Below are 26,392 nucleotides of genomic sequence, written 5' to 3'. Positions count from 1 at the left end.
GCGAGCCGCGCATCTCGGAAACCGCTGAATTTTCCTCGCGACGCAACGTGATTTGCGATCGCTAAAATCTCATTCAGCCTTCAATTAGCTTTCACGCGAGCCAGGACTTTCCCCAAGCCCGGCGGCTCGATCTTGCATCGCATCAAACGATGCAAGCCCCGCTGAGCATGGCTCGCAGCCTTCCGGCAGGTTTTCCCCCGTCACCACCCGTGTTGATCGTTTCCTTGACGAGAGTCGGCGCGCCTGCTGTACTAAATCAACCAAAGTGATTTAGGTGGTCCGAATCGAGCCGGCCCAGGTTTTTTCAACCCACCTCGCTCGCATCGAGCCGCAAACCCAGGTTGTCAGCGCGCAGCGTTCGCGCGGGCAGCCGCCAGCAGTCCACAACGTCGTTGCCAAGAACCGGAGGAGCGTCCCATGAATCTGAATTCCCGCAGGCTTCCTGTCGCCAGGAAAATCGTGTCGATGTGCGTCGCGGCATCGGCGGTATGGTGTGCGAGCGCGAGCCAGGCGGCCGACCAGCCTGTCGTCGGCCTGATCACCAAGACCGACACCAACCCGTTCTTCGTGAAGATGAAACAGGGCGCCGAAGCGGCCGCCTCGAAAGACGGTGCGAAGCTCATCACGGCCGCGGGCAAGTTCGACGGCGACAACGCGAGCCAGGTCACCGCCATCGAAAACATGATGACGGCCGGCGCGAAAGCGATTCTGATCACGCCGAGCGACACCAAGGCGATCGTGCCGAGCATCAAGAAAGCGCGCGCCGCCGGCGTGATGGTGGTCGCGCTCGACACGCCGACCGATCCGCAAGACGCCACGGACGCCCTCTTCGCCACCGACAACTTCAAGGCCGGCGTGCTGATCGGCAAATACGCGAAAGCGGCGCTGAACGGCAAGCCCGCGAAGATCGCCACGCTCGATCTCGCGCCCGGCGTCTCGGTCGGCGTGCTGCGGCATAACGGCTTCCTGGAAGGCTTCGGCGTGAAGCCGGGCGATCCGTCGGTGGTCTGCAGCCAGGACACGCGCGGCGATCAGGCCAAGGGCCAGACGGCGATGGAAAACTGCCTGCAGAAATCGCCCGACATCAACGTGGTCTACACGATCAACGAACCGGCCGCAGCGGGCGCCTACCGCGCGCTCAAGGCGGCGGGCAAGGATAAAGACGTGATGATCGTCTCGATCGACGGAGGCTGTGAAGGCGTGCGCAACGTCAAGGCGGGCGCCATCGCCGCGACCTCGCAGCAATATCCGCTCAAGATGGCTTCGCTCGGCGTGACGGCCGGCGTCGAATACGCGAAGACCGGCAAGAAGGTCTCCGGCTATCAGGACACCGGCGTGACGCTGATCACCGACAAACCGATGTCCGGCATCGACAGCAAGGACACCAGGTTCGGCCTCGACAACTGTTGGGGCAACAAGTAACGCGCATTGCATTGAACAGAGCGGCCCGCTTCGGCGGGCCGCCATCGGAATTGCCGCGTGGCCGACGCGCCACGCTCATGCATCGAGGTTATCCATCATGTCGACTCCATCCGCGCCCGCCGGCCATTCCCGCTCGTTCGCCGAGCGCATGCCATCGCTTGCCGAGGTCGGGCCACTCATCGCACTGGTACTGGCTTGCGGCTTCTTCATCTCGCAGAGCAGCCGCTTCCTGTCGTTCCAGAACCTCTCGCTGATCCTGCAGCAAACCATGGTGGTCGCGGTCATCGCCATCGGCCAGACGCTGATCGTGCTGACCGGCGGCATCGATCTTTCGTGCGGCATGGTGATGGCGTTCGGCTCGATCATCATGACCAAATTCGCGGTCACGCTGGGCGTGCCGCCGGTCCTCGCTATTCTGTGCGGGATCGGTGCGAGCACGCTGTTCGGCGCGCTCAACGGCGTGCTGATCACGCGCATCAAACTGCCCGCTTTCATCGTCACGCTGGGCACGCTGAATATCGCTTTTGCGCTCACGCAGATCTATTCGAACGCCGAGAGCGTGTCGAACCTGCCGGACGCGATCATGTTCTTCGGCAATACGTTCAAGCTCGGCCCCGCGGATGTCACGTACGGCACCGTGCTCACCCTGCTGATGTATCTGGCCACCTGGTTCGTGTTGCGCGATACGGTGCCCGGGCGGCACCTCTATGCGCTCGGCAACAACCCCGAGGCCGCGCGCCTGATGGGCCTGTCGTCGCAGAAGATCCTGCTGACCGTGTATTCGCTGGCCGGCGCGATCTACGGCATTGCCGCATTGCTGTCCGTGTCGCGCACCGGCGTGGGCGATCCGCAGGCGGGACAAACCGAGAATCTGGACAGTATTACCGCGGTCGTGCTTGGGGGCACGAGTCTGTTCGGCGGACGCGGCTCGATTGTCGGCACGCTGCTCGGCGCGCTGATTGTCGGCGTGTTCCGCAATGGTTTGACGTTGATCGGTGTTTCTTCGGTCTACCAGGTGTTGATCACCGGCATGCTGGTGATTCTCGCCGTAGCCGCGGACAAACTTTCCCATCGTCGCGGTTGAACGCAATCGCACTACGTGCATGGGGCCGAAGTAAGCGCTGAAGCGCTGAGTCAGGCCGACCGCACTACGTACATGGAGCCCGTCATGTCGACAAACACTTCCGCTTCAACCGCAATGCCCGTTTTGCAGGCGCGCGGCCTCATCAAACGCTATGGCAACGTGACCGCGCTCGACGGTTGCGATTTCGAAGTGCTGCCCGGCGAGATCATGGCCGTGATCGGCGATAACGGCGCCGGCAAATCGTCGTTGATCAAGGCTCTTTCCGGCGCAACCGTGCCGGACGAAGGCGAGATTCTGCTCGACGGCAAACCGGTCAAATTCCGCAGCCCGCTAGATGCCCGCGCGCAAGGCATCGAAACGGTATATCAGGAACTCGCGGTGGCGCCGGCCATGAGCATCGCCGAAAACCTGTTTCTCGCCCGCGAACTGCTCAAACCCGGCTGGCGCGGCTCCATCTTCAAGATGATCGACAAGCGCCGCATGCTGGATGAAGCGACCGCGCATATGAAAGACCTGCAGATCGGCATCCGCTCGATGCGTCAGGCGGTCGAAACGCTCTCGGGTGGACAGCGCCAGGGCGTGGCCGTGGCGCGCAGCGCGGCGTTCGCGCGGCACGTGGTGATTCTCGACGAACCCACCGCCGCCCTCGGCGTGAAGGAAGGCAACATGGTGCTGGAACTGATCCGCCGCGTGCGCGATCGCGGCTTGCCCGTGATCCTCATCAGCCACAACATGCCACACGTGTTCGAGATCGCGGACCGTATCCATATCCAGCGACTCGGCCGGCGCGCGGCGCTCGTGAACCGGAAGGACATTCATATGTCGGAGGCTGTGGCAATCATGACGGGCGCAAAGGAAGCCGACGTCAAGGCGATTGCATGATCTACGCACCCTGCTGAGCGGGCTCCCACCATGGACACCACCGGCACCCGCTCGCCTCTCAAACGCACGGTCGGCTCGAATCAGGTCGGCATGCGGCAATTCAACGAGCGCATCGTCCTGCAGGCGATCCGCTTGCATGGGCCGCTGCCGAAAGCCGACGTGAGCCGCCTCACGCGTCTTTCCATGCAGACGGTGTCGATGATCGTCGAGCGCCTCATCGACGACGGCCTGCTCGAAAAACAGGCGCGGGTGCGCGGCAGGATCGGCCAGCCGTCGGTGCCGATCGCGTTGCGTGCGCAAGGCGCGTACACCATCGGCATCAAGGTGGGACGCCGCAGTCTCGACGTGCTGGCCATGGATTTCGCCGGTCATGTCGTGCATCGCGATGTCTTCGAATACGCGTACCCCGATCCGCGCACGCTGTTTCCCGCGCTCGAAAGCAAGCTGGCGCGCGTGAACCAGACGCTCGGCGCGAAGGCCAGCCAGGTGGTCGGCGTAGGCGTCGCGGCGCCCTTGTGGCTCGGCGGCTGGCGCGATTTTTTAGGCGCGCCGCCGGACGCGCTGGAGGCGTGGCACGAGATCGATCTGCGCTCGCGCATCGCCACCATGACGGGCCTGCCCGTCGAGTTCGCCAAAGACACCACGGCTGCCTGCGCCGCCGAACTCGTGATGGGCCAGGGCCGCGGCATCCACAACTTTCTGTATCTGTTCGTCGGCACGTTTATCGGCGGCGGCCTCGTGATCGACGGCCGTTTGCACGGCGGCCCGCACGATAACGCGGGCGCGGTCGGCTCGATTCCGTTGCGCGAAGGCGGCCCGCGCAAACCCGCGCGCCAGTTGCTGCACGCGGCCTCGGGCTTCGTGCTCGAAAAGCTCTTGAACGATGCGGGCGCACCGGCCGCGGCCGCGCACGATCATCGCGCGTTGTCGCCGGAAATGTGGCGGCACACCGAACAATGGCTCGACAGCGCGTGCCCGGCAATCGCCAACGCGCTGACCAATGCCGCCGCGTTGCTCGACCTCGAAGCGATCGTGATCGATGGCGAACTCGACCGGCAACTGGTGCGGGAAATAATTCGACGCACCGAGCGCGTGCTCGACCGCTTCGAATGGGAAGGCATGGTGCGGCCGCAATTGCTGGAAGGCGCAATCGGAGCCGATGCGCGCGCAATGGGCGGCGCGATTCTGCCGCTCTATGCGCATTTCGCGCCGGTGCATGAGTTATTCCTCAAACCGGCAGCGGAGACGGTTTATCAGACGCCGGCGTGATTCATCAGCACCGGCGCTTTTCACTCGTGCTCATTGCGCCGCCACCTTCCTCACAGACGCCGTCTTTGCCGGCGGGTTGTCCAGCAACGGCTGCAACACCGGCGCCATCGACTTCAGCAACTGCACCGACAGCGCACTCGTGAACTCGTAATGCGCGGCATACGGTTCATGCACCCACGCGGTCAAGGTGCCGTAGAAGCGGTCGCCCATCGCGAACACGAAGGTCGCGCTGCGGTTCACCTTGCGCGACTCGATCAGACGAGCGCCTTTGGCGAACACATTGAAGCGCTGATCGCCGGTGCCGGTCTTGCCGTACACCTCCAGGGTCTGGCCATCGGGGAATGTCATGCCTTGCGCAAGACGTTTCGCGGTGCCGCCCGTCACCACATCACGCAACAGCACTTTCACCACGCCGGCGATTTCCGGCGACAACTGCTGTTGCGGCGCCACCGCCGCGCGCTGGAAATGCGTTTCGTACGGCGTGTCTTTTGCGAAGTCGAGTTGCGTGAGGCTTTCGGTCGGCACCTTGTTGCCATTGTTGGCAATCACGCCGATCAGTTGCGCGAGCGCGGCGGGCCGGTCGCCCGACGCGCCGATTGCAGCCGCATACGAAGGTGTGAGCGTCGCGAACGGATAACCGAGCGCCTGCCACGATTTGCCGATGGCATCGTACGCGCGCAGTTCGACCATCCGCTTGATGCGGCGGTCTTGCGTGGCGTGATAGCGCGTCTTGAAGAGCCATGAATACGTCGACAGACGCACGTCGCGGCTCGCGCTCTGAATCTGGTCGAGCGTGGCGTCGGGATGCTCGCGCAGATAGTTGAGCGCCCACAGTTCGAGCGGATGCACGCTGGAGATGTAGCCGCGGTCGTTCAGATTGAAGCGGTCAATCGCGTATTTGGCATACAGATTCCCCAGATCCTCGTCGTCGAGCACGGAGGCGGCGGGCGTGTTTTTCAGCGCCGCGCGCATCTGCGCGTTGAACCATGCATTCGACTCGTCGGGCGCGACGCTGCGTAACACCGTCGCTACTTTGGGCGGCGATTTGCGCACGCCGAGCAGCAGCAGCGCCAACGCCTGGTCGCGCGTCTTGCCGTGGTACTTCGTATAGAAACGATTCATGTACACGCGGCTTTCCTGATCGGCGAAGCGCGTCAGATACATCTTGCGGATCTGCGGATCACCCAGCCATTGCGACGACGGCCCGGTGGTCTGCACCATTTCGTAATGAACGATGTCGCGCATCAATCGCACGAAAACCAGATTCACCGAATGCTGGAATGCGCGATGCACGGTCAGGATGCGGCTGTTGTCGTCGGATTCGAAATTGTTGAAGGTCTGCGCGCCGCCGCCCGTATAGAAGGTTTCGCCAGGACTGGCCGAGTACTTGCGCTCCACGGCAGCGTCGAGCATGGCTTGCAGCGAGCGGTCCGATGTGTGCGCAAGATAATCGAGCGACCAGCGCGTGAGCTGGTCGTTCGGATCGTACTTGACGGCTTTCAGCTCCGCTGTGCTCAGCGGCGCATAACGCTTGTGCAGGTCTGAGACGATCTGCAAATACGTCACCACGGTACGCAGTTTCGCCGTCGAACCGAGATTGAGGCGCGCGCCGGAATTGATATCGAACGGCTGGTTGACGCTGTCGGTTTGCACACGCACGAGGTTAGCGCCGTCGCGCCGCTCGAACAGCGTGAAGCTATAAGCGATCTTCGAAGGATCATCCGACGCGCGCAGCATTTCGAAGCCGACGAGACCTGCGGCCTTCGCACCGTCGCGCGTAGCGGCAGCGGCGAGGCGTTCGCTCACGGCTTGCTGCACCGCGTTGTTGAGTGTGCCTTTCGCCTGCAGATCGAGGCGGTCGAGTTCGTAAAAACTCGGAATGCCGAGCGCGGCTAGCAGATGCGAGCGCATGGACGTGACCGCCTTGCGCGACACGAAGGACTCCGTGCTCGCCGTTCTCGCGGGCATGCGGTGCAAATCCACCACGGCGGACAGCGCGGCATCGCGCAACGGGATCGACACGATGCCGCCGTTCGCGAGCAGCCGCAGATAACTGTCGGTCAGCCGTTCGAGTTCTTTGTAGCCGTGATGCAGGAAATACGACGGCGCGCGTTGCGCGATCATCAGCGAGAGCACCTGGCGAAACGCCACGCCCTGCTCCGGCAGATTCTGTTCGGTCGGCGGCGCTTTCAGAATGCGATTGATGTCGTTGAAATCGCGCCCGTACCAGGCGGCGAGTCCGTCGCCAATGCCGTTGATTTCGCCGATGCCCGGTTGCGCGGCGAGCGGCACCGAGTTGAGATAGTGGACGACGATCTGCCGGCGCGCCGGCATGGTTTGCGGGCCGTTCAGATAGGCGCGCACCGAGGCCGACGCGATCTGCCGCAATTTCTCCGGCGGGCTCGCCGTGCGCCCGTCTGCCGAGTGGCGGAATTTTTCGATCTGCGTGGCGAGCGTGCTGCCGCCGGGCTGCGACTGATGATGGTTGAACACGCGCGCGCCCTGATCGGCCAAGGCGCGGCTGAAGCGTCCCCAGTCGATCGCCGGATTGCGGTTCGGCTGATCCGGATCGAGCAGATAACGGTCTTCGATAAAAAGCAGCGAATTCACGACGAGCGGCGGAATCGCGTCGAAGTTGTCATACACGCGGCCCGGGAACTGCGCGGAAAAGAGCGGCGCGCCCGTGCCATCGAAGAGTTGCAAGCCTGCCCGATCCTTTTCTTCGTATGGAAGAAAGAGGCCGTTATCCGCCAGCGACAGCATCCGCTCGGAATCGCGCGCCTGAGCGCTCACTTCGAATCCGCGTTGCAGCAGGCGCTGCTGGATCGACGGCAGCAGCGCATAGCCTAGACGGCTGTCGTAGGGACCTTTGTCGGCTTGAGGAAAACGGATGGAGTGACTGGGACCGTCGGCGACGGAAAAACCCACGTCGCGAGTCAGTTCAGAGAGATAGCGTGCCTGCAATCGCGATGTTTCGATCTCGACCTGGCAAAAGCGCGCCGCCAGTGCCAGCAGGAGCAGTAACGCCGCCGCCAGCGCCCATTTGAACCACTTCCGCACAGACGCCGTGCCTGTTGCGCGAAACGGTAACCGAACCAGTGGCCGATTCATGCTGCTCTCCCCGAGCGGGCGCCATGCTCTTCTGACCTGGCGCACCTTCGAAGGAGTGTAGCGCGGAACATGAAGCCGCAATCGGTACGGATTTACCCGAGAGTGTCGCGGCTACAACACCTGTTTACGGCGCATGGCGCAGCGGCCATCGCCGTGAGATATTGAAAGTCTTTCGCGTGTCGAAAAAGCGCCGGTTCAGGCGCTTTTTTGCTTTCGTGCCGTGTGCTCCGGCAACCGTTTTGGCGTCGGCTTCGCCGCCTGCGCACTCAGCAATTCGACGAACTGTTCCGCTGGCGGCGACAGCTCCCCACCCTTGCGCGTGACAACGCCAAAAGTCTGCGACGGCGATTTGAGTTTCACCGGAACGAGGCGCAGCATTTTTTTTCGCACGAACATACCGGCAATCGCGGTAGGCAAGAGCGAAACCAGATCGTGACTGCTTTGCAGCAGAGCGACCGTGACGAAAGTCGAAGCCGTCGACACCGGGTTGTCCGGCATGTCCAGACCGGCCAGATCCATCTCACGTTCGAGCAGCGCGTGCAGCGGCATGTGCGACGGATACATCACCCAGCGATGGCCGGCCAGATCGCGCAGTTTCACCTCTTTCCTCGGCAACGGCGGATGACCGTAGCCCACCACCACCGAGAGCGGCTCGTCGCCTAGGGGACGATAGTGATACTTCGATGGATCGGCCGCCACCGCCGCGCGACCGATCACCAGATCAAGCCGGCCGTCGTCGAGTTGCTGCAGCATGCGCGCGCTCGTGTCTTCCACCACTTCGACGGAAAGGTTCGGCTGCCCGGCATGCAGTTGATTCAGCGCCGGCACGACGCACTCCGGAATCGCGCCCATGATCGCGCCGATCGCGAGACGCCCGCCGCGCCCGGAACGTATCTCGGCGACGTCCTGGCAGAGCGCGGTGAGATCCGTCGTCACGAGGCGCGCGTAGCGGATCACGCAATGGCCGAGCTGGTTCGGGATCATGCCGCTTTTCGACCGCTCGAAGAGCGGCGCGTCGAGCATCGACTCCAGTTCCTGCAAGGCCTTGCTGGCCGCCGACTGCGTCAGCGACATCGCACCGGCGGCTTTGTGCAGCGACTTCTGGTCGTCGAGCGCAATCAGCAATTGGAGTTGCTTCATGCGCAGTTTCGAGAGCAGGAGGTTCAGGGTGTCTTTCATGGCTTGCCGAGCGAACGCGAAGGTGAGTCGCGAAGGTGAGTCGCAAAAGCGATCACAAGATGGAAACAATTCAATATACCTGCCGGGTCCAGCTCCGTATAGTCGGCGACAGCCATCCTGCATGGAATCGACCCACACTTTGCGACAACGCTTATCACCATGACTCAGGCATCCACTTCTAGCGCCTTGCGCGGCGTGTTCCCCGTCGTGCCGACCATCTTCGACGACGCCGGCCGGCTCGACCTCGAAGGCCAGAAACGCTGCATCGATTTCATGATCGACGCGGGTTCGAACGGGCTGTGCATTCTGGCGAACTTCTCCGAGCAGTTCGCCCTGTCCGACGACGAACGCACGACACTCATGCACGTGGCGCTCGAACACGTCGCGGGCCGCGTGCCGGTGATCGTCACGACCACGCATTTCAGTTCGCACCAGTGCGCCGAGCGCAGCCGCAGCGCACAGGCCGCGGGCGCCGCGATGGTCATGATCATGCCGCCGTATCACGGCGCGACGATCCGCGTCGGCGAGCGCGGCATCTACGAGTTCTACCGGATCGTGTCCGATGCGATCGGGATTCCGATCATGATTCAGGACGCGCCGGTGAGCGGCACGCCATTGTCCGCGCCGTTTCTCGCCCGCATGGCGCGCGAGATCGACCACGTGTCGTACTTCAAGATCGAAGTGCCGCTAGCGGCCAACAAACTGCGCGAACTCATCGAGCTGGGCGGCGACGCAATCGTAGGTCCATGGGACGGCGAAGAGGCGATCACGCTGATGGCCGATCTGGATGCGGGCGCAACCGGATCGATGACGGGCGGCGGCTACGCCGACGGCATCCGTCTGATCGTCGACGCCTATGCGGCCGGCGACACCGAGGCGGCCGCCGCCCACTATCAGCAGTGGCTGCCGCTGATCAACTACGAAAACCGCCAGGGCGGCCTCGCATCGTGCAAGGCGCTGATGAAGGAAGGCGGCGTGATCCGCTCCGACGCGGTACGCCATCCATTACCGCAAATGCATCCGGCCACACGCGAAGGACTGTTGAAGGTCGCGCGACGGCTCGATCCGCTGGTGCTGCGCTGGGGGCGATAAGCCGAAGGCGCGTCGAAGAACGACAGGACGCTCATGCAGACGCACATGCAGACGCACATGCAGACGCACATGCAGACGCCAGCAAGCATGACCTGAGCCGGCCAACCCATTCCGGTCGAAGGCGGTTGCCAGTCCATCGACAACCGCCCTCGACCTCATCAGGAATGAGCCGTGCCCCCCGTGCTTTGTCAAACCACCCGCCATGCGCTATCCGTCCCGCATCGCGTGGCTCCGTTGCCCGCCGTTCATCGACTGGCGCAACGGCCCTACCCTCACTCACACGCACCCCGTGTCCTCTTCGCCCGGCACCCTGCATCGCGCGAACGAACGCACGCAACCCACACAACGCCGGGCTCTGCAGCCACATACGCGAACCTCGCCTCAACGGATGCGCGCCCAACGAAAAAAACCGCATATAAGACGACGGAGAAATTGAGTAACATAGGCCCGCAAGCTCACCCTAACTTTCTCCATGACCGCCAATCCTCGAGAACTGACGCCGGAAACCCTCGCCGAGCTGCTCGAACGTGTCGCCAAACAGGACGGCGCGGCATTGCGCGAGCTATATGATCTCGCCGCCCCGAAACTGTTTGGCCTTGCTCTCCGTATATTGAGCAAGCACGAGTGGGCCGAAGAAGTCTTGCAGGACAGCTTCGTCAATATCTGGCGTTTTGCCGGCGACTATCGCCGCGCGCTGTCCGCCCCGATGACGTGGATGTCGGCAATCGTCCGTAATCGTGCTCTCGATCACCTGCGGCGGGTCAACTCGCAGGAAACAGAATGGAGCGATGCGTTGGACGATCTCGTGGCAACCGGCGATCCGGATCCCGAAGCGCTGACGGCGGTCAGCCTGCAGGCACGTTTGCTGGCCGGCTGCATGCAGCAACTGGAGCCGGCGCAGCGTCAGGCAGTTGCCCTCGCCTACCTGCGCGACCAGAGCCATAGCGAGATCGCCGAAGTGCTGACGGTGCCGCTCGGCACCATCAAGTCATGGATCAGACGCGGCCTCGCCAAGCTCAAGACCTGTCTGGGAGGCGAGTGATGAATCTCCATCGCTATCCTCAGCTAGTCGATCTGCTGGCCGCCGAATATGTGCTCGGCACGCTGCGTGGTGGCGCGCGCCGCCGCTTTCAACGCTACGCGGACCACGACACGACGATCCGCAAGGCCGTCGACGAATGGCAGCGCCGCATCTCGCCAATGGCCGAGCTCGCGGAGCCGCGCATGCCGCCGGCCGCCGTGTGGGAAGCCATCGAACGGCGTCTCGGCCTCACGGCGGCGCGGGAAGCGGCACGCCCGCGCAGCGTGGTGGAAATACCCGCGCGGCCGTCGCGCAGCCTGTTCGAGAACCTGGCGTTCTGGCGCGGCTGGGCACTCGGCGTCACGGGCGTCGCGGCAGTCGCCCTGGTGGTCGCCGTGCGCTCACTGTTGCCGTCCGCCAACGCGCCTGTCACGGCGCCGACCGTGGCTCAGCAACCCGAAACGGCCGTGTCGCATGTGGCCGTGCTGAACAATAAGGACGCGCATCCGGTCATGCTGGTTGCGTGGGACGAAGCGCATTCGACCATGACCGTGCATCCGCTCGGCAAGGTCGATCTGCCCGCGGGCCGGGCCATGGAACTGTGGGGCATTCCGGCGAGCGGCCATCCGGTTTCGCTCGGCATGCTGCCGGACAGCGCGAACGGCAAGGTCACCGCCGGTCAGCAGAAGCCGGAGAGTTACGCGGCGCTGGCCGTCTCGATCGAAGCGCCGGGCGGCTCGCCCGATCACAACGCGCCGAGCGGTCCGGTGGTGTTCACCGGCAAGCTGCTGCCGGTGTCCTGAGGCCGCTCCCGTTCGCCTCGACGCCTGGTCCGCCCAGGCCGGCATTCGCTCGACGCGGGTGCCGGCCTTTCGTATCCACCGTTTGACAAGCGGATCGCGCGACGGCTGCACGCAAGCGCGCGATTGCCGCTACCCTAGCCCTATGCAAAGCTTTTACGAAGCCACTGTCACGCGTTCGTCCGCCTATGCGCCGCTGGCCGGGCGCCGTAGCGCCCATGTCTGCATCATCGGCGGCGGTCTCGCGGGATTGTCCACGGCATTGGGACTCGCCGAGCGGGGCGTCGCCGACGTCACCGTGCTCGAAGCCCGTCAGGTCGGTTTCGGCGCCTCCGGGCGTAACGGCGGTTTCGTGTTCGGCGGCTACAGCCTCGATTGCGCCGACCTGCTGAAAACCCTCGGCGCGGCTCGCGCCCGCGAGCTGTACACGCTGACCACCGACGCCGTCGATCTGATGAGAAAGCGCATCGCGCGCTATCGCATCGACTGCGACGCGACCGACGCCGGCGTGATCCTCGCCAACTGGTTTGACGAACCGGCGCGGCTCGAGTCGCAGCGTCGCCTCATGCGCGACTCGTTCGGCGTCGAGTGGGAACCGGTGACGGCGGAACAGTTGGCTTCGCAACTCAAGACGCGCCGTTATCACGGCGGGCTGTTCGAGCGCAACGCGTTCCACTTTCATCCACTCAAATACGTGCTCGGCGTGGCCGGCGCGGCGGCCCATGCCGGCGTACAGATTCATGAGCACTCGCCGGTCGTGCGTCTGCAGCGCGATGGCGACGGGTTCATGGTGCACACAGAGCACGGCGCGCTGGAAGCGCGCCACGTCGTGATGGCGGGCGGCGGCTACGCACGGCACGTCTACCCGCGCGTCGAACGCGCGGTGCTGCCGATCGCCACCTACGTGATGGCCACCGAGCCGCTCGGCGCACGTCTGAAAGATGCGATCGACACCCGCGCCGCCGTCTACGACACCCGCTTCGCCTTCGACTATTACCGGCCGCTGCCCGACACGCGCATTCTGTGGGGCGGCCGCATTTCGGTGCGTGAGCGCGCGCCCGAGGTGATCGCGCGCCTCTTGCGGCGCGATCTGCTCAAGGTTTATCCGCAACTGCACGACGTGCGTATCGAACACGCATGGGGCGGCCTGATGAGCTATGCGCGGCACAAGATGCCGCAAATCGGCCGCAGCACCGACGGCGTCTGGTATGCGGTCGGCTTCGGCGGGCACGGCATGGCGCCGACTACCGTGTCCGGCGAACTGCTGGCGGCGGCCATTGCGGGCGAGCGTCCGGTGCCCGAGGCATTCGCGTCGTTCGGTTTGACTCCGACGTATGGCGCGTTGGGTCTCGCGGCGGCGCAACTCACCTACACCGCGATGCAGACGCGCGACGCGCTCGCCGCGCGCCGCAGGCCCACTGTTTGACGTTGGCCAATACACGGCCGCTTATGCCCGGGACCCGCGTCGGACGCCAGTTTGGCCATGCTAGAATGCGCCGTCACTGCCGCTCGAATACACAATGAAAAAGGGAAGCAAGGCTGCCGAGCCTGATACCAACGGCATCCCGTCCGACAGTCCGCGTACCGACACCCGGCGCAAGTACGATCCCGAACAGACGAAGCGCAACATCCTCGAGGTCGCGACCCAGGAGTTCTCCGCGATGGGATTGACGGGCGCGCGCGTCGACGCGATCGCGGAGCGTACGAACACCACCAAGCGCATGCTGTACTACTACTTCGGCAGCAAGGAAGGGTTGTACCAGGCGGTGCTGGAAAAGGTGTACGGAGACATTCGCGCGCTCGAACAGGATCTGCACGTCAGCGAACTCGACCCGATCGAGGGAATGCGCGCGCTAGTCGAGTTCACGTTCGACTATCACGACCGGCAGCGCGATTTCGTGCGGCTCGTCACCATCGAAAATATTCACGGCGCCAAGTACGTCGAGCAGGTCAAGAGCTTCAAAGGCCGCAACGTCACCGTGATTCATACGATCGAAGACCTGCTCAAGCGCGGTATCGCGACCGGACAATTTCGCAGCGACCTCGATCCGATCGATCTGCATTTGCTGATCAGCTCGCTGTGCTTTCACCGCGTCGGCAATCGCCATACCTTCGGCGCGGCGTTCGGGCGCGATCCGTCGCATCCGCGCTTGCGCGCGCGGCATCGCGCCATGATCGTCGATGCCGTACTGCGTTTCGTGCGCAAGGACGACTGAGGCAAGCCTCAAAGTAAAAAACGGGACGTAGCTCGCGCCACGTCCCGTTTTTTTCGTCCGGTCCCGGACCGCTCAATCCACCAGCACGATCCGCTTGATATCGCCGACGATAAAGATGTACGACAGCGCGCCGACCAGCGCAATCGCGCCGATGAACACCAGCGCGCCGACAAACGAGCCGGTTGCCGCGACGATGAAACCCACCACCAGCGGCGTCACGATGCCGGCCAGGTTGGCGGCGAAGTTGAAGATGCCGCCGGTCACGCCGAGCAGGCCTTCCGGCGCGATGTCCGACACCAGCGTCCAACCCAGCGCCGCCATGCCCTGCGCAAAAAACGCCACCGACAGAATCGCGATCACCGCCACGTTGCTCTCGACATAGTTGGCGAGAACGATAGTCGACGCGAGCAGCAGCCCGGCAATGATCGGCAGCTTGCGCGCCACGTTCGCCGACTTGCCGCGGCGCAGCAGCCAGTCGGAGAAAATGCCACCGAACATCACGCCGATCGACGCGGCAATGAACGGCATGATCGCGAAGAAGCCGATCTTCAGCCATGCCATGTGGCGTTCGGTGGCGAGATAGGTCGGGAACCAGGTTAGGAAGAACACCAGCGTCGAGTTACCGGCGAACTGGCCGAGACAGATGCCGGCCAGTTGACGATGCTTGAGCAGCCGTCCAATGGTGCGCCATTCGAAGCCGCTCTTCGCCTTCGCCGCCGCACCTGTGGCGTCCGATGCATCGCCGCTCTTCTTCGCGCTCGTGAGACCGCCGCCCGCTTCGATATAGTCGAGTTCCGCCTGATTCGCCGACGGGTGATCGCGCGGCTCACGATAGAACATCCACCAGATCACGCCGAACACGAGTCCGACGCCGCCCACCACGTAGAACAGCGAGCGCCAGCCGAAAGCGCCCATCAGCATGAACAGGAACGGGCTGAAAAAAGCCAGGCCGATGTATTCGCCGACCGTGTACGTGCCCGTCGCCATGGCGCGTTCGCTCTGCGGGAACCACGTGGCGACCACCCGGCTATTGGTCGGAAAACACGGCGCTTCCGAGACGCCGAGGCCAAGCCGGAACGCGAACAGCCCGCCGATGCCGTGCACCAGCCCTTGCGCGAGCGTGCACAGCGACCAGAAGGTCATCGACAGAAAATAAGTGAGCTTGCTGCCGAAGCGGTCGAGAAACAGTCCGCCCGGAATCTGCGAGGCCACATAGCTCCACGAAAACACCGAGAAAAGCAGCCCCATGAGCGCGGCGTTGATGCCGAGCTCTTTGGTCAACTGCGGCGCGGCGATGCCGAGCACCGTCCGGTCGAGATAATTGATCATCGTTCCGACCGCGAGCAGCGCCAGAATCTGATAGCGGGCTTTCGAGCGGCGCGCGGTGCTTACCGCGGCGCCTTTCGGCGTCGCGGCGTCGGCCTGGGTGGATGAAATGGGTTGCTGCATGTGGTGATCGTCTCCTCTGCTTGTTAGCGGTTGGTGCGCTGCCGCTTAGCGTTGCAGCAACGATTGAAAATGGCTGTACACCCGCTCGGCGTCGGGTTCGAGACCGGTGAAGATGCGCATGGCGTCGACCGCCTGATACACCGCCATGCCGCCGCCGCTCAGCGTGCGGCAGCCGATTGCTTCGGCCGCCTCCAGCAGCGCGGTACGGATCGGAAAATAGACGATGTCCGCCACCCACAAATCGCGGTGCAGCAATTCGACCGGCAGCGGCAAGCCGGGCAATTTCGCCATGCCGGTGGGGGTGGCGTGAATCAGGCCGTTGGCGGCCGCGAGCGATTCGGCGAGCGAACTGCCGGCGCTGACCGCGGCGGCAGGAAACCGCGCCTGCAATTCTTCAGCGAGCGAGGCGGCGCGCGTGGCATCCACATCGAACAGCGTGAGCGATTTCGCGCCCATGTTCAGCGCGGCGTGCGCGACCGCCGCGCCGGCGCCGCCCGCGCCCAGTTGCACGACGCGCTCCAGCGACACGTCCGGCAAGCCGCGCTGGAACGCGCGGGCGAAACCAGACCAGTCCGTGTTGTGACCGATACGTTTGCCGTCCTTGAACAGGACCGTGTTGACCGCGCCGAGCGCGCGCGCGTCGTCGGACAGTTCGTCGAGCAGGGGAATTACGGCCTGCTTGCACGGATATGTGATGTTCAGACCGTTGAAGCCCATGCGTTCGGCGGCCGTGAGCAGATCAGGCAGGGCGGCGATGTCGAGCTTCAACGCTTCCAGGTCGATACGCCGGTACACGTAGTGCAGGCCGAGCTTGCTGCCCTCTTCCTCGTGCATCGCGGGCGTCAGCGATCCGCCAATGCCCGATCCGATCAGACCGACCAGATAGGAATGAGGTGTTGCTTGTGAGTTCGCTTGTGAGTTCATTTCGCCGCCCTATGCTTAAGAATGCTGGCCATCCGCTCCAACGCCAGTACATAGCCTTGCGTGCCGCAACCGATGATGACCGCCTCCGCCACCGCCGACACGTACGAGTGGTGCCGGAACGCCTCGCGGCGATGCACGTTTGAAATATGCACTTCGATCACCGGCTTTTCGATCGCGGAAAGCGCGTCGGCGATGGCAACCGAGGTATGCGTGTAAGCCGCCGGATTGATCACGATGCCATCGACCTTGGTCCGCGACGCGTGCAGCCAGTCGATCAGTTGATGCTCGGCGTTCGACTGGCAGAAGTCGATCGACAGATCCAGCCGCTCGCCGGCATCGCGGCAGAGTTTCGCGACGTCGTCGAGTGTTTCCGAGCCGTAGAAGGTCGGCTCGCGCGTGCCGAGCAGATTGAGATTCGGTCCATTGAGGACCAGTACGGAGGCAAAACTCATGAGATCCACTCCTGCAAAGTGAGGCCTGAAGCCAACCACGGCGACCGCGGTGCTCTGGCAACGTGACCGAAGTGTGCGCGCATTGGCCGCCGTCGTCATTCGGGGTTTCTACGAATTTGTACCATCTAGTTAGTTTGTATAAACTGTCGGAAACTTCGGTTAGCGTGGACCATTGTGACCTGTGTCTTGCTGACATAAGTAACGAACTGGCCCATTTTGCGCAATGCAGCATGCCTGCCGCCGGCGCCTGCCAGTGCCGCGCGAGACGCCGTTGCGCGCCTTATCCAACAGCCGTTTGATTGTTTTTGCAGGAGCCGTCCATGCAACGTTCGATTGCCACCGTGTCGATCAGCGGAACCCTTGTCGAGAAGCTGACCGCGATCCAGGCGGCGGGCTTCGAAGGCGTCGAGATCTTCGAGAACGACTTGCTGTATTTCGACGGTTCGCCCGCCGACGTGCGGCGCATCGCCGAAGATCTCGGGCTGAAGATCATGCTGTTTCAGCCGTTTCGCGATTTCGACGGTGTCAGCCCGGAGCGCCTCGAGCGCAATCTCGACCGCGCAAAGCGCAAGTTCGACGTGATGCATGAACTGGGTACGGACCGCATTCTGGTGTGCAGCAACGTGTCGCCCGACACCATCGGCGACGATTCGCTGATGACCGACCAGCTCGGCGCCCTGGCCCGCGCCGCCGAGGCTGCCGGTGTGATCGCGGGCTACGAAGCGCTCGCGTGGGGCAAACACGTCAAGACGTACCGGCACGCGTGGAAACTCGTGAATGCCGTCAATCATCCCAATCTCGGGCTCGTGCTCGACAGCTTTCACACGCTTTCGTTGAACGACACGGTGGACGGTATCGCCGATATTCCGGGCGAACGCATCGCCTTCGTGCAGATCGCCGACGCGCCGAAGCTCGCCATGGACGTGCTCGAATGGAGCCGCCACTATCGCTGCTTCCCGGGCCAGGGCGATTTCGATCTCGCCAATTTCACCGCGCAGGTCGTGAAAACGGGCTACAGCGGGCCGCTTTCACTGGAAATCTTCAACGACGGCTTCCGCGCCGCGCCCACCACCATCACGGCCGCGGACGGCCATCGTTCGCTGCTGTTCCTCGAGGAACAGACCCGCGCGCTGCTCGAATCCACGCAGCAGCCGGTCGGCGACCTGTACCGCTCGCCTGCGGCGCCCGCGCACGTCGGCTATCAGTTTCTCGAATTCGCGGTCGACCACGGCACGCGCGCGCAACTCGTCGACTGGCTCGGCAAACTGCGCTTTCGCGAGGCCGGCCGGCATCGTTCGAAAGAGGTCACGCTTTACCAGCACGGCGCGGCTTCGATCGTGCTGAACGCCGAGCCGGATTCGTTCGCCAATGCGTTTTTCCAGCAGCATGGTTTGTCGCTGTGCGCGTCGGCGTTTCGCGTGGACGACGCCCATCAGGCGTTCGAGCGCGCCGCCGGCTTCGGCTACGCGCCGTTCTCCGGGCAGATCGGGCCGAACGAACGCGTGCTGCCCGCCGTGCAGGCGCCGGACAGCAGCCTGAATTATTTCGTCGACGAAACGCCGGATCAGCCCACCTTGTTCGAGGCCGATTTCGTTCTCACCGACATCAACGGTCCGACCGAAGTCGGGCCGCTCAGCCGTATCGACCATGTGTGCCTGTCGGTGCCGGCGAATGCGCTGGATACGTGGGTGCTGTTCCTGCGAACCGCCTTGGGGTTCGACGCCGAACCAGGCGTGCTGGTGCCCGATCCCTACGGTCTCGTACGCAGCCGCGCGCTGCGCAGCCGCGACGGCTCGGTGCGCATCGTGCTGAATGCCTCCGTGGACCATCACACGGCGGTAGCCGAGGCGCTGCACACGTATCACGGGTCCGGCCTGAACCACGTCGCTTTCAGCACTGGCGACATTTTCAGTGCGATGCCCGAGTTCGTCGCCGACGGCTTGCCGGTGTTGCGCATTCCGCGCAATTACTACGAGGATCTCGCCGCTCGCTACGCATTACCGGACGAGACGCTGGAGGCGCTGCGCGCCAATAACATCCTGTACGACCGCGACGAGCGGGGTGGCGAATTTTTCCACGCTTACACGGAACAGCTCGACCAGCGTTTCTTCATGGAAATCGTCGAGCGGCGCGGCGGTTACGACGGCTATGGCGCGGCCAATGCCGCCGTGCGGCTTGCCGCGCAAGCGCAGCGCCGCAAATAGGCTTTCCGGCGGGTTGGACAGGCACAGGAAGGTCCGTCCAGCGGGGCCAGCCGGGCACGGCGCGTGCGGCATCGACTGGGGAGCCGCGCCGGACCGATATAATGGCGCCTGATTTCGCGGTCCATGCCGCGCGGCTGTGCCATGTGCGGGCGTCGCGCGTACTGTCAGCCGAATGTAACGCCAGGAGAGATATGAAGAAGTTTGCCGTAGTCCTGTCAGTTCCGCTGCTTCTCAGCGCATGTGCGTACTTCCAGAAGAATCCGGATGCCGGCGAGCCGGTCGCGGACACCACCACGCAGCGCTCCGTCAACGACGTGGTCTCGTGTCTGACGCAAGTGGCCTCCAGCCACAACGCCGCGTTCAAATCCACGGCGATTCCGCAAGGCCAGATGCTCGACTTCGGCGATTCGAATATCGTCAAGGTACGCAGCGACAATGGCGCCACGACTTACCGTTTCTACGCGGGCAAACGCCACGTGAACAACCTGTGGATCGAGACAGCGGGCAAAACCTGCGCCCCGTAAGGGTTTGCGGCCGAAAGCACGTGTAAGTGTGACAAACGGTAACTTGGGTCGGTGCAATCTTCGTGTCACGGTGTTACAGGATAATGGTGTCTTAAGAATCGTTTAAGACTTCGTCCGCATCATCCAGTCGACACTAACCCGCACAAGGTGCGCACCATGAACCAGCCCGATTCGAACACAAACGACGCCGCGGCGCCGGCAAAGCGGCCTACCATCCTGCGCCGCCTGCTGAGCCACCACGAACTGGCGACGTTGCTGCTGTTGCTGCACGCGCCGATCGACGCGTCCGCGAAACCCGAGATTCCGCAGCTTCACGAAGCCGGACTGATTGAAACGGTTTCCAGCGACGCCGGCAATTCGCATATCCGTTTGACGCCTGAAGGCAACGCCGTGCTGCGTGGCCTCGGTGTGAAGTAACGCGCGCCGCGATAACCGCATTCAAAGGCGCGCGCCCAGGTTTGAGCCCCTTAGGCGGTCAAGCGGTGACGAGCCCCGCTGACAAACGCCACGGCCGGATCGCGCAACTCACGCCTGCCACACGCCGTAGCCCGCTTCGCGCAGTCCAATCGCCAGTTCCACTTCCATATCCTGTGCGCCGCGGTAAGGCATGGGATTGAACACCTCATATAACTCAGGCACGAGCCGCAAGCCGTAATCGCGCACATAGCGATTGGCCTGAATGCCGGCCTTATGCCGGTCAAAGCGCAGATCCGGGTCCAGTCCCGTCATACCCACATAGACGCAAGGCTTGTCGAACCGGTAGTCCGGATTCGCGCGCCGAAAGCGCGCCTCGTTCCACACCTTGTCGTCCAGCGCGACGACGTAGACATAGTAGTGATGCTTGCGACGAGCCATGTCCGGCGATTCAGCTCCGCGAAGTGCCGTGCAGCAGCATGCGGTACTCGGTCGGCGTCACGCCGACGGTCGCCTTGAATTGTCTCGTGAACGCGCTGTGGTCGGTGTAGCCGCACAGCGCGGCGACGTCGGTGACCTTGTCGTGCGAGACCAGCAGCGCCGTCGCGGCGTCAAGCCGGGCCTTCAGCAAGACCTGGCGCGGCGTCAGATGAAACACCTTGTGAAAATAGCGCTCCAGTTGCGCGACCGACATATCGGCCATCGCCGCAAGCTGCTTCAGATTCAAAGGCTGAACGTAGTTGGCCTGGATGGACTGCACGACCGCGGCGAGTCGGCTGTAGGCCGGATGACTGCTTTCGTCCGCTTTCAGGTCGCGGGAAATGCCGGCGAGGCCGACCACCTTGCCCGCCGCATCCCGCAGCGGCTGCTTGCAGGTCAGACACCAGCCCGGCTGCCTGCCGGGATACAGATGCAGTTCCAGTTGGTCGATCAGCTGATTGCCGACGTTGATGATCGCCTTGTCCTGCGCCGTATAGATGCGCCCAAAGCGGCGCGGAAACACGTCCTCGGCGGTCTTGCCGAGCAGCGCCGCCTTTTCCTTGAAGCCACAGCGGGACGCGAGCGTGCGGTTCACCAGCGCATAGCGCGCCTCGGCGTCCTTGACGAAGAACACGACGTCCGGCATCGCGTCGAACACCGGCTCCAGCAGCCTGAAGTGCGACAGCATGCCGGACAGCGTTGCGTCGTCCGTATCGAGCGGATGAGCCAGCGTGTTCATCATGCGGGTCTCGTTGGTCCGTGCGTTGATGGGGCATTGGAGGGCGCGACCGCCGTTGCAGGATGGCGGTCGACGCGTGCGGTCGATTATAGGTCCGCGCCGCGGCCGAACAATATCCGCCGGCCAGCGTCCACACGGCCTGTGGGCGAACAGCTTATTCGGTTGGCGGCGGCTCCACATTCGCCGCCATCAAAGTGCCGATTTGCGCCGGGCTGAAAGGCGGGCGCGGCGCCGCGGCCTCCCAACCGAAATACAGGCTCGCCGCCGCGCCGCAAATCCTTCCCTGACAAGCGCCCATGCCGCAGCGGGTATGCAGCTTGGCGTCGCGCGAGTTCGCAAACTCGCGGACTTCGCCGATGCTCACGTCCTCGCAGCGGCACAGCAGCGTGGCGTCAGCGGGCGGCGTGCGTGCGGCGGCGCGCAGGGCGAAGGCCGCGTCGACGCGTCGGCCGAACCCGCGCCATCGCGCCCGCTGCGTGTCGAGCGCCGCGTGGACCGCTGCCGCGCCGCTTGCAGCGAGGCCGGCGATCTCGCCCTCCACACCGGCCAGCTCGGCGCCGCCGACCCCGGTACACTCGCCCGCCGCGAACACGTTCTCCACCGATGTGCGCTGTTCGCCGTCGACGACAATCTCGCCCGCCTCGCCAATCGCGCAGCCGAGCGCTTGCGCCAGCGTGACGTTCGGCACGAGCCCATAGCCGCACGCGATGCGGTCGCAATCGAGGGTGACGCGCCGCCTCCCCGGCCCGCGCGCGATGGTGACACGCTCGACGCGGCCGTCCCCATGCGCCGCTTCGACGATACTGCCGGTCCAGTAATTCAGGCCCGCGAACCCGCGCGTCATGCCGACGGCTTGCCGCAACTTGGCGGGCTCGGCCAGCAGGGAGACGCCGAAACGCGCGACGTCGAACGCCGACGCCTGCTCCACCACCGCCACCACCGGCGCCCCCCCTGCGCGCGCCGTGGCGAGCGCGGCGATCAGCAACGGACCGCTGCCGGCAATCACGATCCGCTCGCCACGCACCGGCATGCCGCCCTTGATGAGCGCCTGCAGCGCGCCCGCGCCGGTCACGCCCGGCAATGTCCAGCCTGGGAACGGCAAGAGCCGCTCTCGCGCGCCGGTCGCAAGAATCAGGCGCTCATACGTGATACACGTGCCGCCGTGCTGCGCGGATTCGAGCAACAACCCGCGTGAATCCAGTGGCGCAACCACGCGAGTCGACGGCCAATGCGTGAGGTTGCCTTGCCCGCTCAGCGCGGCGAGGAGGTGACGCAACGGCGCTTGCGGCGAATCGCCCGGACCTTGCCGCCAGATCTGGCCGCCGGCGCGTGGATTGTCGTCCAGCAGAGCGACCGTGGCTCCCGTGCGCGCGGCAGCGTGCGCGGCGTTCAAGCCGGCCGGACCCGCGCCGACAATGACGATCTCGAAGTGTTGTTTCATAGTGTGGCTGGCGCGTCGTCGAGTCGGCCGAGACGGGATTGCGCCAGAGAACGCCCTCCGCCTTCGATGTCGAATGGCTGTTTCAAGGCATGTTCACCGCAACGTTGGTACGAACGACCTGGTCCTGCCGGCACACGGCCTGGCAAGCCAGCACATGCGCCCGGCCGTCGATCGTCACACGGCATTCCTGGCACACGCCCATGCCGCACAGCGCGGCGCGAGGCTCGCCGCTCACCGAGATCCGCGTGCTGCGAATACCCGCCAGCACGAGCGCAGCGGCCACGGTCGTGCCGGGCGCGACAGCGATGCTCCGGCCGTCGATCGTCAAGTGGATGCTTGCCGCGTCGCTGCTACGAGTCATGGGCCACCTTTCGGGCAAAACGCTCAGGTAGATAAGGCTCGACCGCAATCGGCGCGACGCTCGCCACGATCTGCGCGGCAAGCAGCTTCGCGCTCGCGAGCGAGGTCGTCACGCCGAGGCCCTCGTGCCCGACGGCAAGCCATACGCCGGGCGCGAAATCGCCGGCCGTGCCGATCATCGGCAGGCCGTCCGGCGTGGCCGCGCGAAATCCGGTCCACGCGCGAATGCCGTTGAGCGTCGGCAGCACCGGCAGGTAGTGCGCGGCGCGCTGCAGCATCTGCGCGAGCACGGGCATGTCGACGGCGGGATCGGTGCTGTCGAACTGGCGCGACGAGCCGATCAGCAATTGCCCCGTGGGCCGCGGTTGCGCATTGAACGCTACCGACGTGCCCGCCGCGTGATGCGCGCTCTTGATATAGCCGAGTTCGAGCAGCTGATGCCGGATCAGGCCAGGATAACGGTCCGTGATCAGCAGGTGGCCCTTTTTCGGCTGCAGCGGCAGCGACGGCACGAGGTGCTGCGCACCCAGACCATTGGCAACGACGACGTGCGCCGCGCCGACACGTTCGCCGTCGGCAAGCGTGAGGCCGTTCGCGCCGATCGAGGTCACCCCCGCACCCAGGCGCACGCGAATATTTGTGGCGGCCGGCGATTGCGTCAGCAGCCATTCGGCGACCGTCGGCGCATACACGATGCTGTCGTGTTCAATGCGCAAACCGCCCGCCATCGACGCCGCCAGTGCCGGCTCGCAAGCCCGCAACGCGGCCGCGTCGAGCAGTTGCGCTGTCATGCCTTGAGCCTCGAACGCGGCATGCATCGCGCGGGCGGCGTGTTGCTCTTCTTCGTCCGCTGCGACCCAGAGCGTGCCGCAGCGCGCGAACGCGTCGCGCGCGCGCAGTTGCGGCGCGAGTTCGAGCCACAAGTCTCGTGAATACCGACTCAGCGCGAATTCCGCCGGCGAGTCGTTCATCACGACGATGTGGCCCATGCCCGCCGCCGTCGCTCCGCCGCCGATGCCCCGCGCGTCGAACACGTCGACCCGCATGCCGAGCGCCGCCAGTTCCGCCGCGCACGCCGCGCCGACAATGCCGGCCCCGACGATCAACACGTCTGCCGTCATGCCGTGCGGATGCCCCACGCAAAGGGATCACGCTCGTCGAAGCACAGGCGCGCTTCCGCCGTAATGTAGGCGTGGCCGGTAATGGTGGGAATCACGTGGACGGCGTCGCCGGCATGGCGATAGCTCGCCTCGAACACGCTGCCAATAATGCTTTCCTGCCGCCACACGGCCCCTTCGGCCAGCTTGCCGTCGGCGGCGAGACAGGCCACTTTGGCGCTGGTGCCCGTGCCGCATGGCGAGCGGTCGTACGCATTGCCGGGACAGAGCACGAAGCTGCGGCTGTCGATACCGTCGCGCGAACCGGGGCCAAAGAGTTCGACGTGGTCGATCAAGGCACCCTCCGCGCCGGTGATGCGCTGTGCGATCAGCGCGTCGCGAATCGCTCCGCTGAACGCCGTCAATTCGCCGATACGCGAAGCCTCCAACGCGCGCCCATGATCGGCGACGAGAAAGAACCAGTTGCCGCCCCAGCCGATGTCGCCCGTCAGCACGCCGTGGCCCGGCACCTCCACCTGCACGGACTCGCGATAGCGATAGGCCGGCACGTTGCGCACGGCGACGCTGCCATCCTCGTTGAGCGTCGCTTCGACAACGCCGACCGGCGTCTCGATCCGATGGCGCCCCGGCCCGATCCGTCCCAGGTGCGCGAGCGAGACGACGAGCCCGATCGTGCCGTGCCCGCACATGCCGAGGTAGCCGACGTTGTTGAAAAAGATCACGCCGGCCGCGCACGTGGGATCGTCGGGCTCGCAGAGCAGCGCGCCCACCACCACATCCGAGCCGCGCGGCTCGGTGACGATGCCCGCGCGCCAGTCGTCGAAGTGCGTGCGGAATACTTCGAGCCGTTGCGCCAGCGTACCGCCGCCGAGATCCGGGCCGCCCGACACCACGAGGCGGGTCGGTTCACCGCCGGTGTGCGAGTCGATGATGTTCAAGGTTTTCATGATCGTCATGGTAGAAACGGCGGACAGCCGAGTCTTGGTGTGCTTAAGCGCGGATTGTGACGATTTCGGCATAGTCAACTGAACGTGCGGCGGCCTCGCGCTCTCAATAGATAGCGGTCCAGCAGCGTCTGCCGGGCGCGCACGGAGAGCGGCCCGCAGCAGGTGGCGTCGCGCCGGCCATGCACTTCGACTCACTTCGCGTCTTATCCCAAAATAAGGGATACGCCTTGACCCGGCGACGCTTCAGGCAAAGCGGTTATGCTGAAATCGTCATTCGCCGCGCGCGATTCACGCAAGACGGCAGGATTTTCCCTGCTTACACTGCGCTGGAACACATCACACTCAGGAGAGCAGTCGTGGCGCATATCTGGGAAGGCGTATTGCCCGCAGTCACCACCAAATTCAACGCGGATTTCAGCATAGACCGCGCATGGACCGGTAAGAATATCGAAGCGCAGATCGACGCGGGAGTGGACGGCATCATTGTGTGCGGATCGCTGGGTGAAGCGTCGACACTCTCGCTGGATGAAAAGCTGCAAGTGCTCGACATCGCCGTCGAGGCCTCGCGCGGCCGTGTGCCGGTCCTGTTGACGATCGCTGAAAACAGCACGCTCGACGCCTGCCGTCAGGCCGAAGCCGGCAGCCGCCATGGCGCTGCCGGTTACATGGTGCTGCCGGGACTGCGCTATCTGTCGGACCGCCGCGAGACACTGCACCATTTCCGCAGCGTCGCCGACGCGAGCGAACTGCCATTGATGATCTATAACAATCCGCTCGCCTATGGCGTCGACATGACGCCCGACATGTTCGCGGAAATCGCCGACGAGAAGAAGATCGTCGCGATCAAGGAGTCATGCGGCGACGTGCGGCGCGTGACCGACCTGATCAACGTGGTCGGCGACCGCTTCGCGATTCTGTGCGGGGTCGACAATCTCGCCATGGAAGCCATCCTGATGGGCGCGCATGGCTGGGTGGCCGGTCTCGTGTGCGCGTTTCCGCGTGAGACGGTGGTGATCTACAAGCTATTGAAGGCGGGACGCCTCGAGGAAGCGCGATCGATCTACCGCTGGTTCGCACCGCTGCTCGCACTCGACGTCTCGGCAAAGCTGGTGCAGAACATCAAACTCGCCGAAACGATCGTCAGACTGGGCACCGAGCCGGTGCGCCCGCCGCGCCTGCCGCTGGTGGGCGACGAACGCAAAGCGGTCGAAGCGTTGATTCGCAAGTCGATCGAAACACGGCCCACGCTGCCGCAAATCTGATC

At 64.2% G+C, this 26,392-nt stretch carries 24 protein-coding genes; 13 read left to right on the top strand and 11 right to left on the bottom strand.

Annotated elements, in window-relative coordinates:
- The first annotated feature begins 417 nt into the window (after nt 1-417).
- The 4 genes from P0D71_RS00870 to P0D71_RS00855 all read left to right on the top strand — a co-directional run bounded on the left by P0D71_RS00870 (nt 418) and on the right by P0D71_RS00855 (nt 4,657).
- Nucleotides 418-1,422, top strand: a complete 1,005-nt coding sequence (locus P0D71_RS00870; RefSeq protein WP_408182753.1) for a sugar ABC transporter substrate-binding protein — start codon at nt 418-420, stop codon at nt 1,420-1,422.
- A gap of 97 nt (nt 1,423-1,519) precedes the next feature.
- Nucleotides 1,520-2,506 carry an ABC transporter permease gene (locus P0D71_RS00865; protein ID WP_091807372.1) on the top strand — a complete coding sequence of 329 codons (987 nt, stop codon included), beginning with the start codon at nt 1,520-1,522 and terminating at the stop codon, nt 2,504-2,506.
- Nucleotides 2,507-2,590: 84 nt separating this feature from the next.
- On the top strand, nt 2,591-3,388 hold the full coding sequence (locus P0D71_RS00860) for an ATP-binding cassette domain-containing protein (RefSeq protein ID WP_091807369.1): 798 nt from the start codon (nt 2,591-2,593) through the stop codon (nt 3,386-3,388).
- Nucleotides 3,389-3,418: 30 nt separating this feature from the next.
- Nucleotides 3,419-4,657 (top strand): ROK family transcriptional regulator, encoded by a 1,239-nt coding sequence (locus P0D71_RS00855; RefSeq protein WP_408182756.1) that lies wholly within the window; start codon nt 3,419-3,421, stop codon nt 4,655-4,657.
- 30 nt (nt 4,658-4,687) lie between these two features.
- Here the strand turns inward: P0D71_RS00855 and P0D71_RS00850 are convergent, their stop codons facing one another.
- Nucleotides 4,688-7,768 carry a transglycosylase domain-containing protein gene (locus tag P0D71_RS00850; RefSeq protein WP_408478846.1) on the bottom strand — a complete coding sequence of 1,027 codons (3,081 nt, stop codon included), beginning with the start codon at nt 7,766-7,768 and terminating at the stop codon, nt 4,688-4,690.
- Between the two features lie 195 nt (nt 7,769-7,963).
- Complete coding sequence (locus P0D71_RS00845; RefSeq protein WP_408478844.1) at nt 7,964-8,947, bottom strand: LysR family transcriptional regulator; 984 nt, start codon at nt 8,945-8,947, stop codon at nt 7,964-7,966.
- A gap of 159 nt (nt 8,948-9,106) precedes the next feature.
- Here P0D71_RS00845 and P0D71_RS00840 point away from each other — a divergent pair, with 159 nt between their 5' ends.
- The 5 genes from P0D71_RS00840 (at nt 9,107) to P0D71_RS00820 (ending at nt 14,076) form a co-directional block, all read left to right on the top strand.
- Nucleotides 9,107-10,039: a dihydrodipicolinate synthase family protein gene (locus P0D71_RS00840; RefSeq protein ID WP_408478842.1), complete on the top strand. Its 933-nt coding sequence runs from the start codon at nt 9,107-9,109 to the stop codon at nt 10,037-10,039.
- Nucleotides 10,040-10,511: 472 nt separating this feature from the next.
- A complete protein-coding gene (locus P0D71_RS00835) occupies nt 10,512-11,081 on the top strand; it encodes an RNA polymerase sigma factor (protein WP_091807359.1) in 570 nt (189 codons plus the stop codon).
- Nucleotides 11,081-11,863, top strand: a complete 783-nt coding sequence (locus P0D71_RS00830) for an anti-sigma factor (protein WP_408182766.1) — start codon at nt 11,081-11,083, stop codon at nt 11,861-11,863. The genes P0D71_RS00835 and P0D71_RS00830 overlap by 1 nt, the downstream gene beginning before the upstream one ends.
- 142 nt (nt 11,864-12,005) lie before the next feature.
- Nucleotides 12,006-13,286 (top strand): NAD(P)/FAD-dependent oxidoreductase, encoded by a 1,281-nt coding sequence (locus P0D71_RS00825; protein ID WP_408478840.1) that lies wholly within the window; start codon nt 12,006-12,008, stop codon nt 13,284-13,286.
- Nucleotides 13,287-13,380: 94 nt separating this feature from the next.
- Nucleotides 13,381-14,076 (top strand): TetR/AcrR family transcriptional regulator, encoded by a 696-nt coding sequence (locus P0D71_RS00820; protein ID WP_091807353.1) that lies wholly within the window; start codon nt 13,381-13,383, stop codon nt 14,074-14,076.
- 72 nt (nt 14,077-14,148) lie between these two features.
- Here the strand turns inward: P0D71_RS00820 and P0D71_RS00815 are convergent, their stop codons facing one another.
- Genes P0D71_RS00815 through aroQ form a run of 3 tightly spaced genes read right to left on the bottom strand, consistent with a single transcriptional unit; the run spans nt 14,149 to nt 16,901 of the window.
- Complete coding sequence (locus tag P0D71_RS00815) at nt 14,149-15,525, bottom strand: MFS transporter (RefSeq protein ID WP_408478838.1); 1,377 nt, start codon at nt 15,523-15,525, stop codon at nt 14,149-14,151.
- A gap of 45 nt (nt 15,526-15,570) precedes the next feature.
- Nucleotides 15,571-16,449 (bottom strand): shikimate dehydrogenase, encoded by an 879-nt coding sequence (locus P0D71_RS00810; protein WP_408478836.1) that lies wholly within the window; start codon nt 16,447-16,449, stop codon nt 15,571-15,573.
- A complete protein-coding gene (gene aroQ / locus P0D71_RS00805; RefSeq protein ID WP_408182777.1) occupies nt 16,446-16,901 on the bottom strand; it encodes a type II 3-dehydroquinate dehydratase in 456 nt (151 codons plus the stop codon). The genes P0D71_RS00810 and aroQ overlap by 4 nt, the downstream gene beginning before the upstream one ends.
- Nucleotides 16,902-17,221: 320 nt before the next feature.
- Between aroQ and P0D71_RS00800 the strand changes: the two genes are divergently transcribed.
- The 3 genes from P0D71_RS00800 (at nt 17,222) to P0D71_RS00790 (ending at nt 20,046) form a co-directional block, all read left to right on the top strand.
- Entirely contained in the window at nt 17,222-19,105 is a 1,884-nt protein-coding gene (locus tag P0D71_RS00800) for a bifunctional sugar phosphate isomerase/epimerase/4-hydroxyphenylpyruvate dioxygenase family protein (RefSeq protein ID WP_408478834.1), read from the top strand.
- Between the two features lie 191 nt (nt 19,106-19,296).
- Nucleotides 19,297-19,629 (top strand): YdgH/BhsA/McbA family protein, encoded by a 333-nt coding sequence (locus P0D71_RS00795; RefSeq protein ID WP_091807342.1) that lies wholly within the window; start codon nt 19,297-19,299, stop codon nt 19,627-19,629.
- Between the two features lie 156 nt (nt 19,630-19,785).
- Nucleotides 19,786-20,046, top strand: a complete 261-nt coding sequence (locus tag P0D71_RS00790; protein ID WP_091807340.1) for a hypothetical protein — start codon at nt 19,786-19,788, stop codon at nt 20,044-20,046.
- 108 nt (nt 20,047-20,154) lie between these two features.
- Here P0D71_RS00790 and P0D71_RS00785 read toward each other — a convergent pair whose 3' ends face one another.
- The 6 genes from P0D71_RS00785 to P0D71_RS00760 form a co-directional block, all read right to left on the bottom strand.
- Nucleotides 20,155-20,484 carry a hypothetical protein gene (locus P0D71_RS00785; RefSeq protein WP_007177862.1) on the bottom strand — a complete coding sequence of 110 codons (330 nt, stop codon included), beginning with the start codon at nt 20,482-20,484 and terminating at the stop codon, nt 20,155-20,157.
- A 10-nt stretch (nt 20,485-20,494) separates the two neighbouring features.
- A complete protein-coding gene (locus tag P0D71_RS00780; RefSeq protein ID WP_091809195.1) occupies nt 20,495-21,262 on the bottom strand; it encodes an AraC family transcriptional regulator in 768 nt (255 codons plus the stop codon).
- Between the two features lie 154 nt (nt 21,263-21,416).
- Complete coding sequence (locus P0D71_RS00775; protein WP_408478832.1) at nt 21,417-22,703, bottom strand: FAD-dependent oxidoreductase; 1,287 nt, start codon at nt 22,701-22,703, stop codon at nt 21,417-21,419.
- Nucleotides 22,704-22,785: 82 nt separating this feature from the next.
- Nucleotides 22,786-23,064, bottom strand: a complete 279-nt coding sequence (locus P0D71_RS00770; protein WP_091807336.1) for a (2Fe-2S)-binding protein — start codon at nt 23,062-23,064, stop codon at nt 22,786-22,788.
- On the bottom strand, nt 23,054-24,184 hold the full coding sequence (locus P0D71_RS00765) for an NAD(P)/FAD-dependent oxidoreductase (protein ID WP_408478830.1): 1,131 nt from the start codon (nt 24,182-24,184) through the stop codon (nt 23,054-23,056). Before P0D71_RS00765 ends, P0D71_RS00770 begins: the two co-directional genes overlap by 11 nt.
- On the bottom strand, nt 24,181-25,137 hold the full coding sequence (locus tag P0D71_RS00760) for a 4-hydroxyproline epimerase (RefSeq protein ID WP_408478828.1): 957 nt from the start codon (nt 25,135-25,137) through the stop codon (nt 24,181-24,183). Before P0D71_RS00760 ends, P0D71_RS00765 begins: the two co-directional genes overlap by 4 nt.
- A gap of 347 nt (nt 25,138-25,484) precedes the next feature.
- On the opposite strand from P0D71_RS00760, the gene P0D71_RS00755 reads away from it, so the two are divergent.
- Nucleotides 25,485-26,390, top strand: a complete 906-nt coding sequence (locus P0D71_RS00755) for a dihydrodipicolinate synthase family protein (protein ID WP_408478826.1) — start codon at nt 25,485-25,487, stop codon at nt 26,388-26,390.
- Nucleotides 26,391-26,392 lie beyond the last annotated feature (2 nt).

The sequence above is a fragment of the Paraburkholderia sp. RL17-383-BIF-A genome (genome assembly GCF_046028015.1).
GTDB lineage: Bacteria > Pseudomonadota > Gammaproteobacteria > Burkholderiales > Burkholderiaceae > Paraburkholderia.
This window is presented reverse-complemented; position numbering and strand designations above follow the sequence as displayed.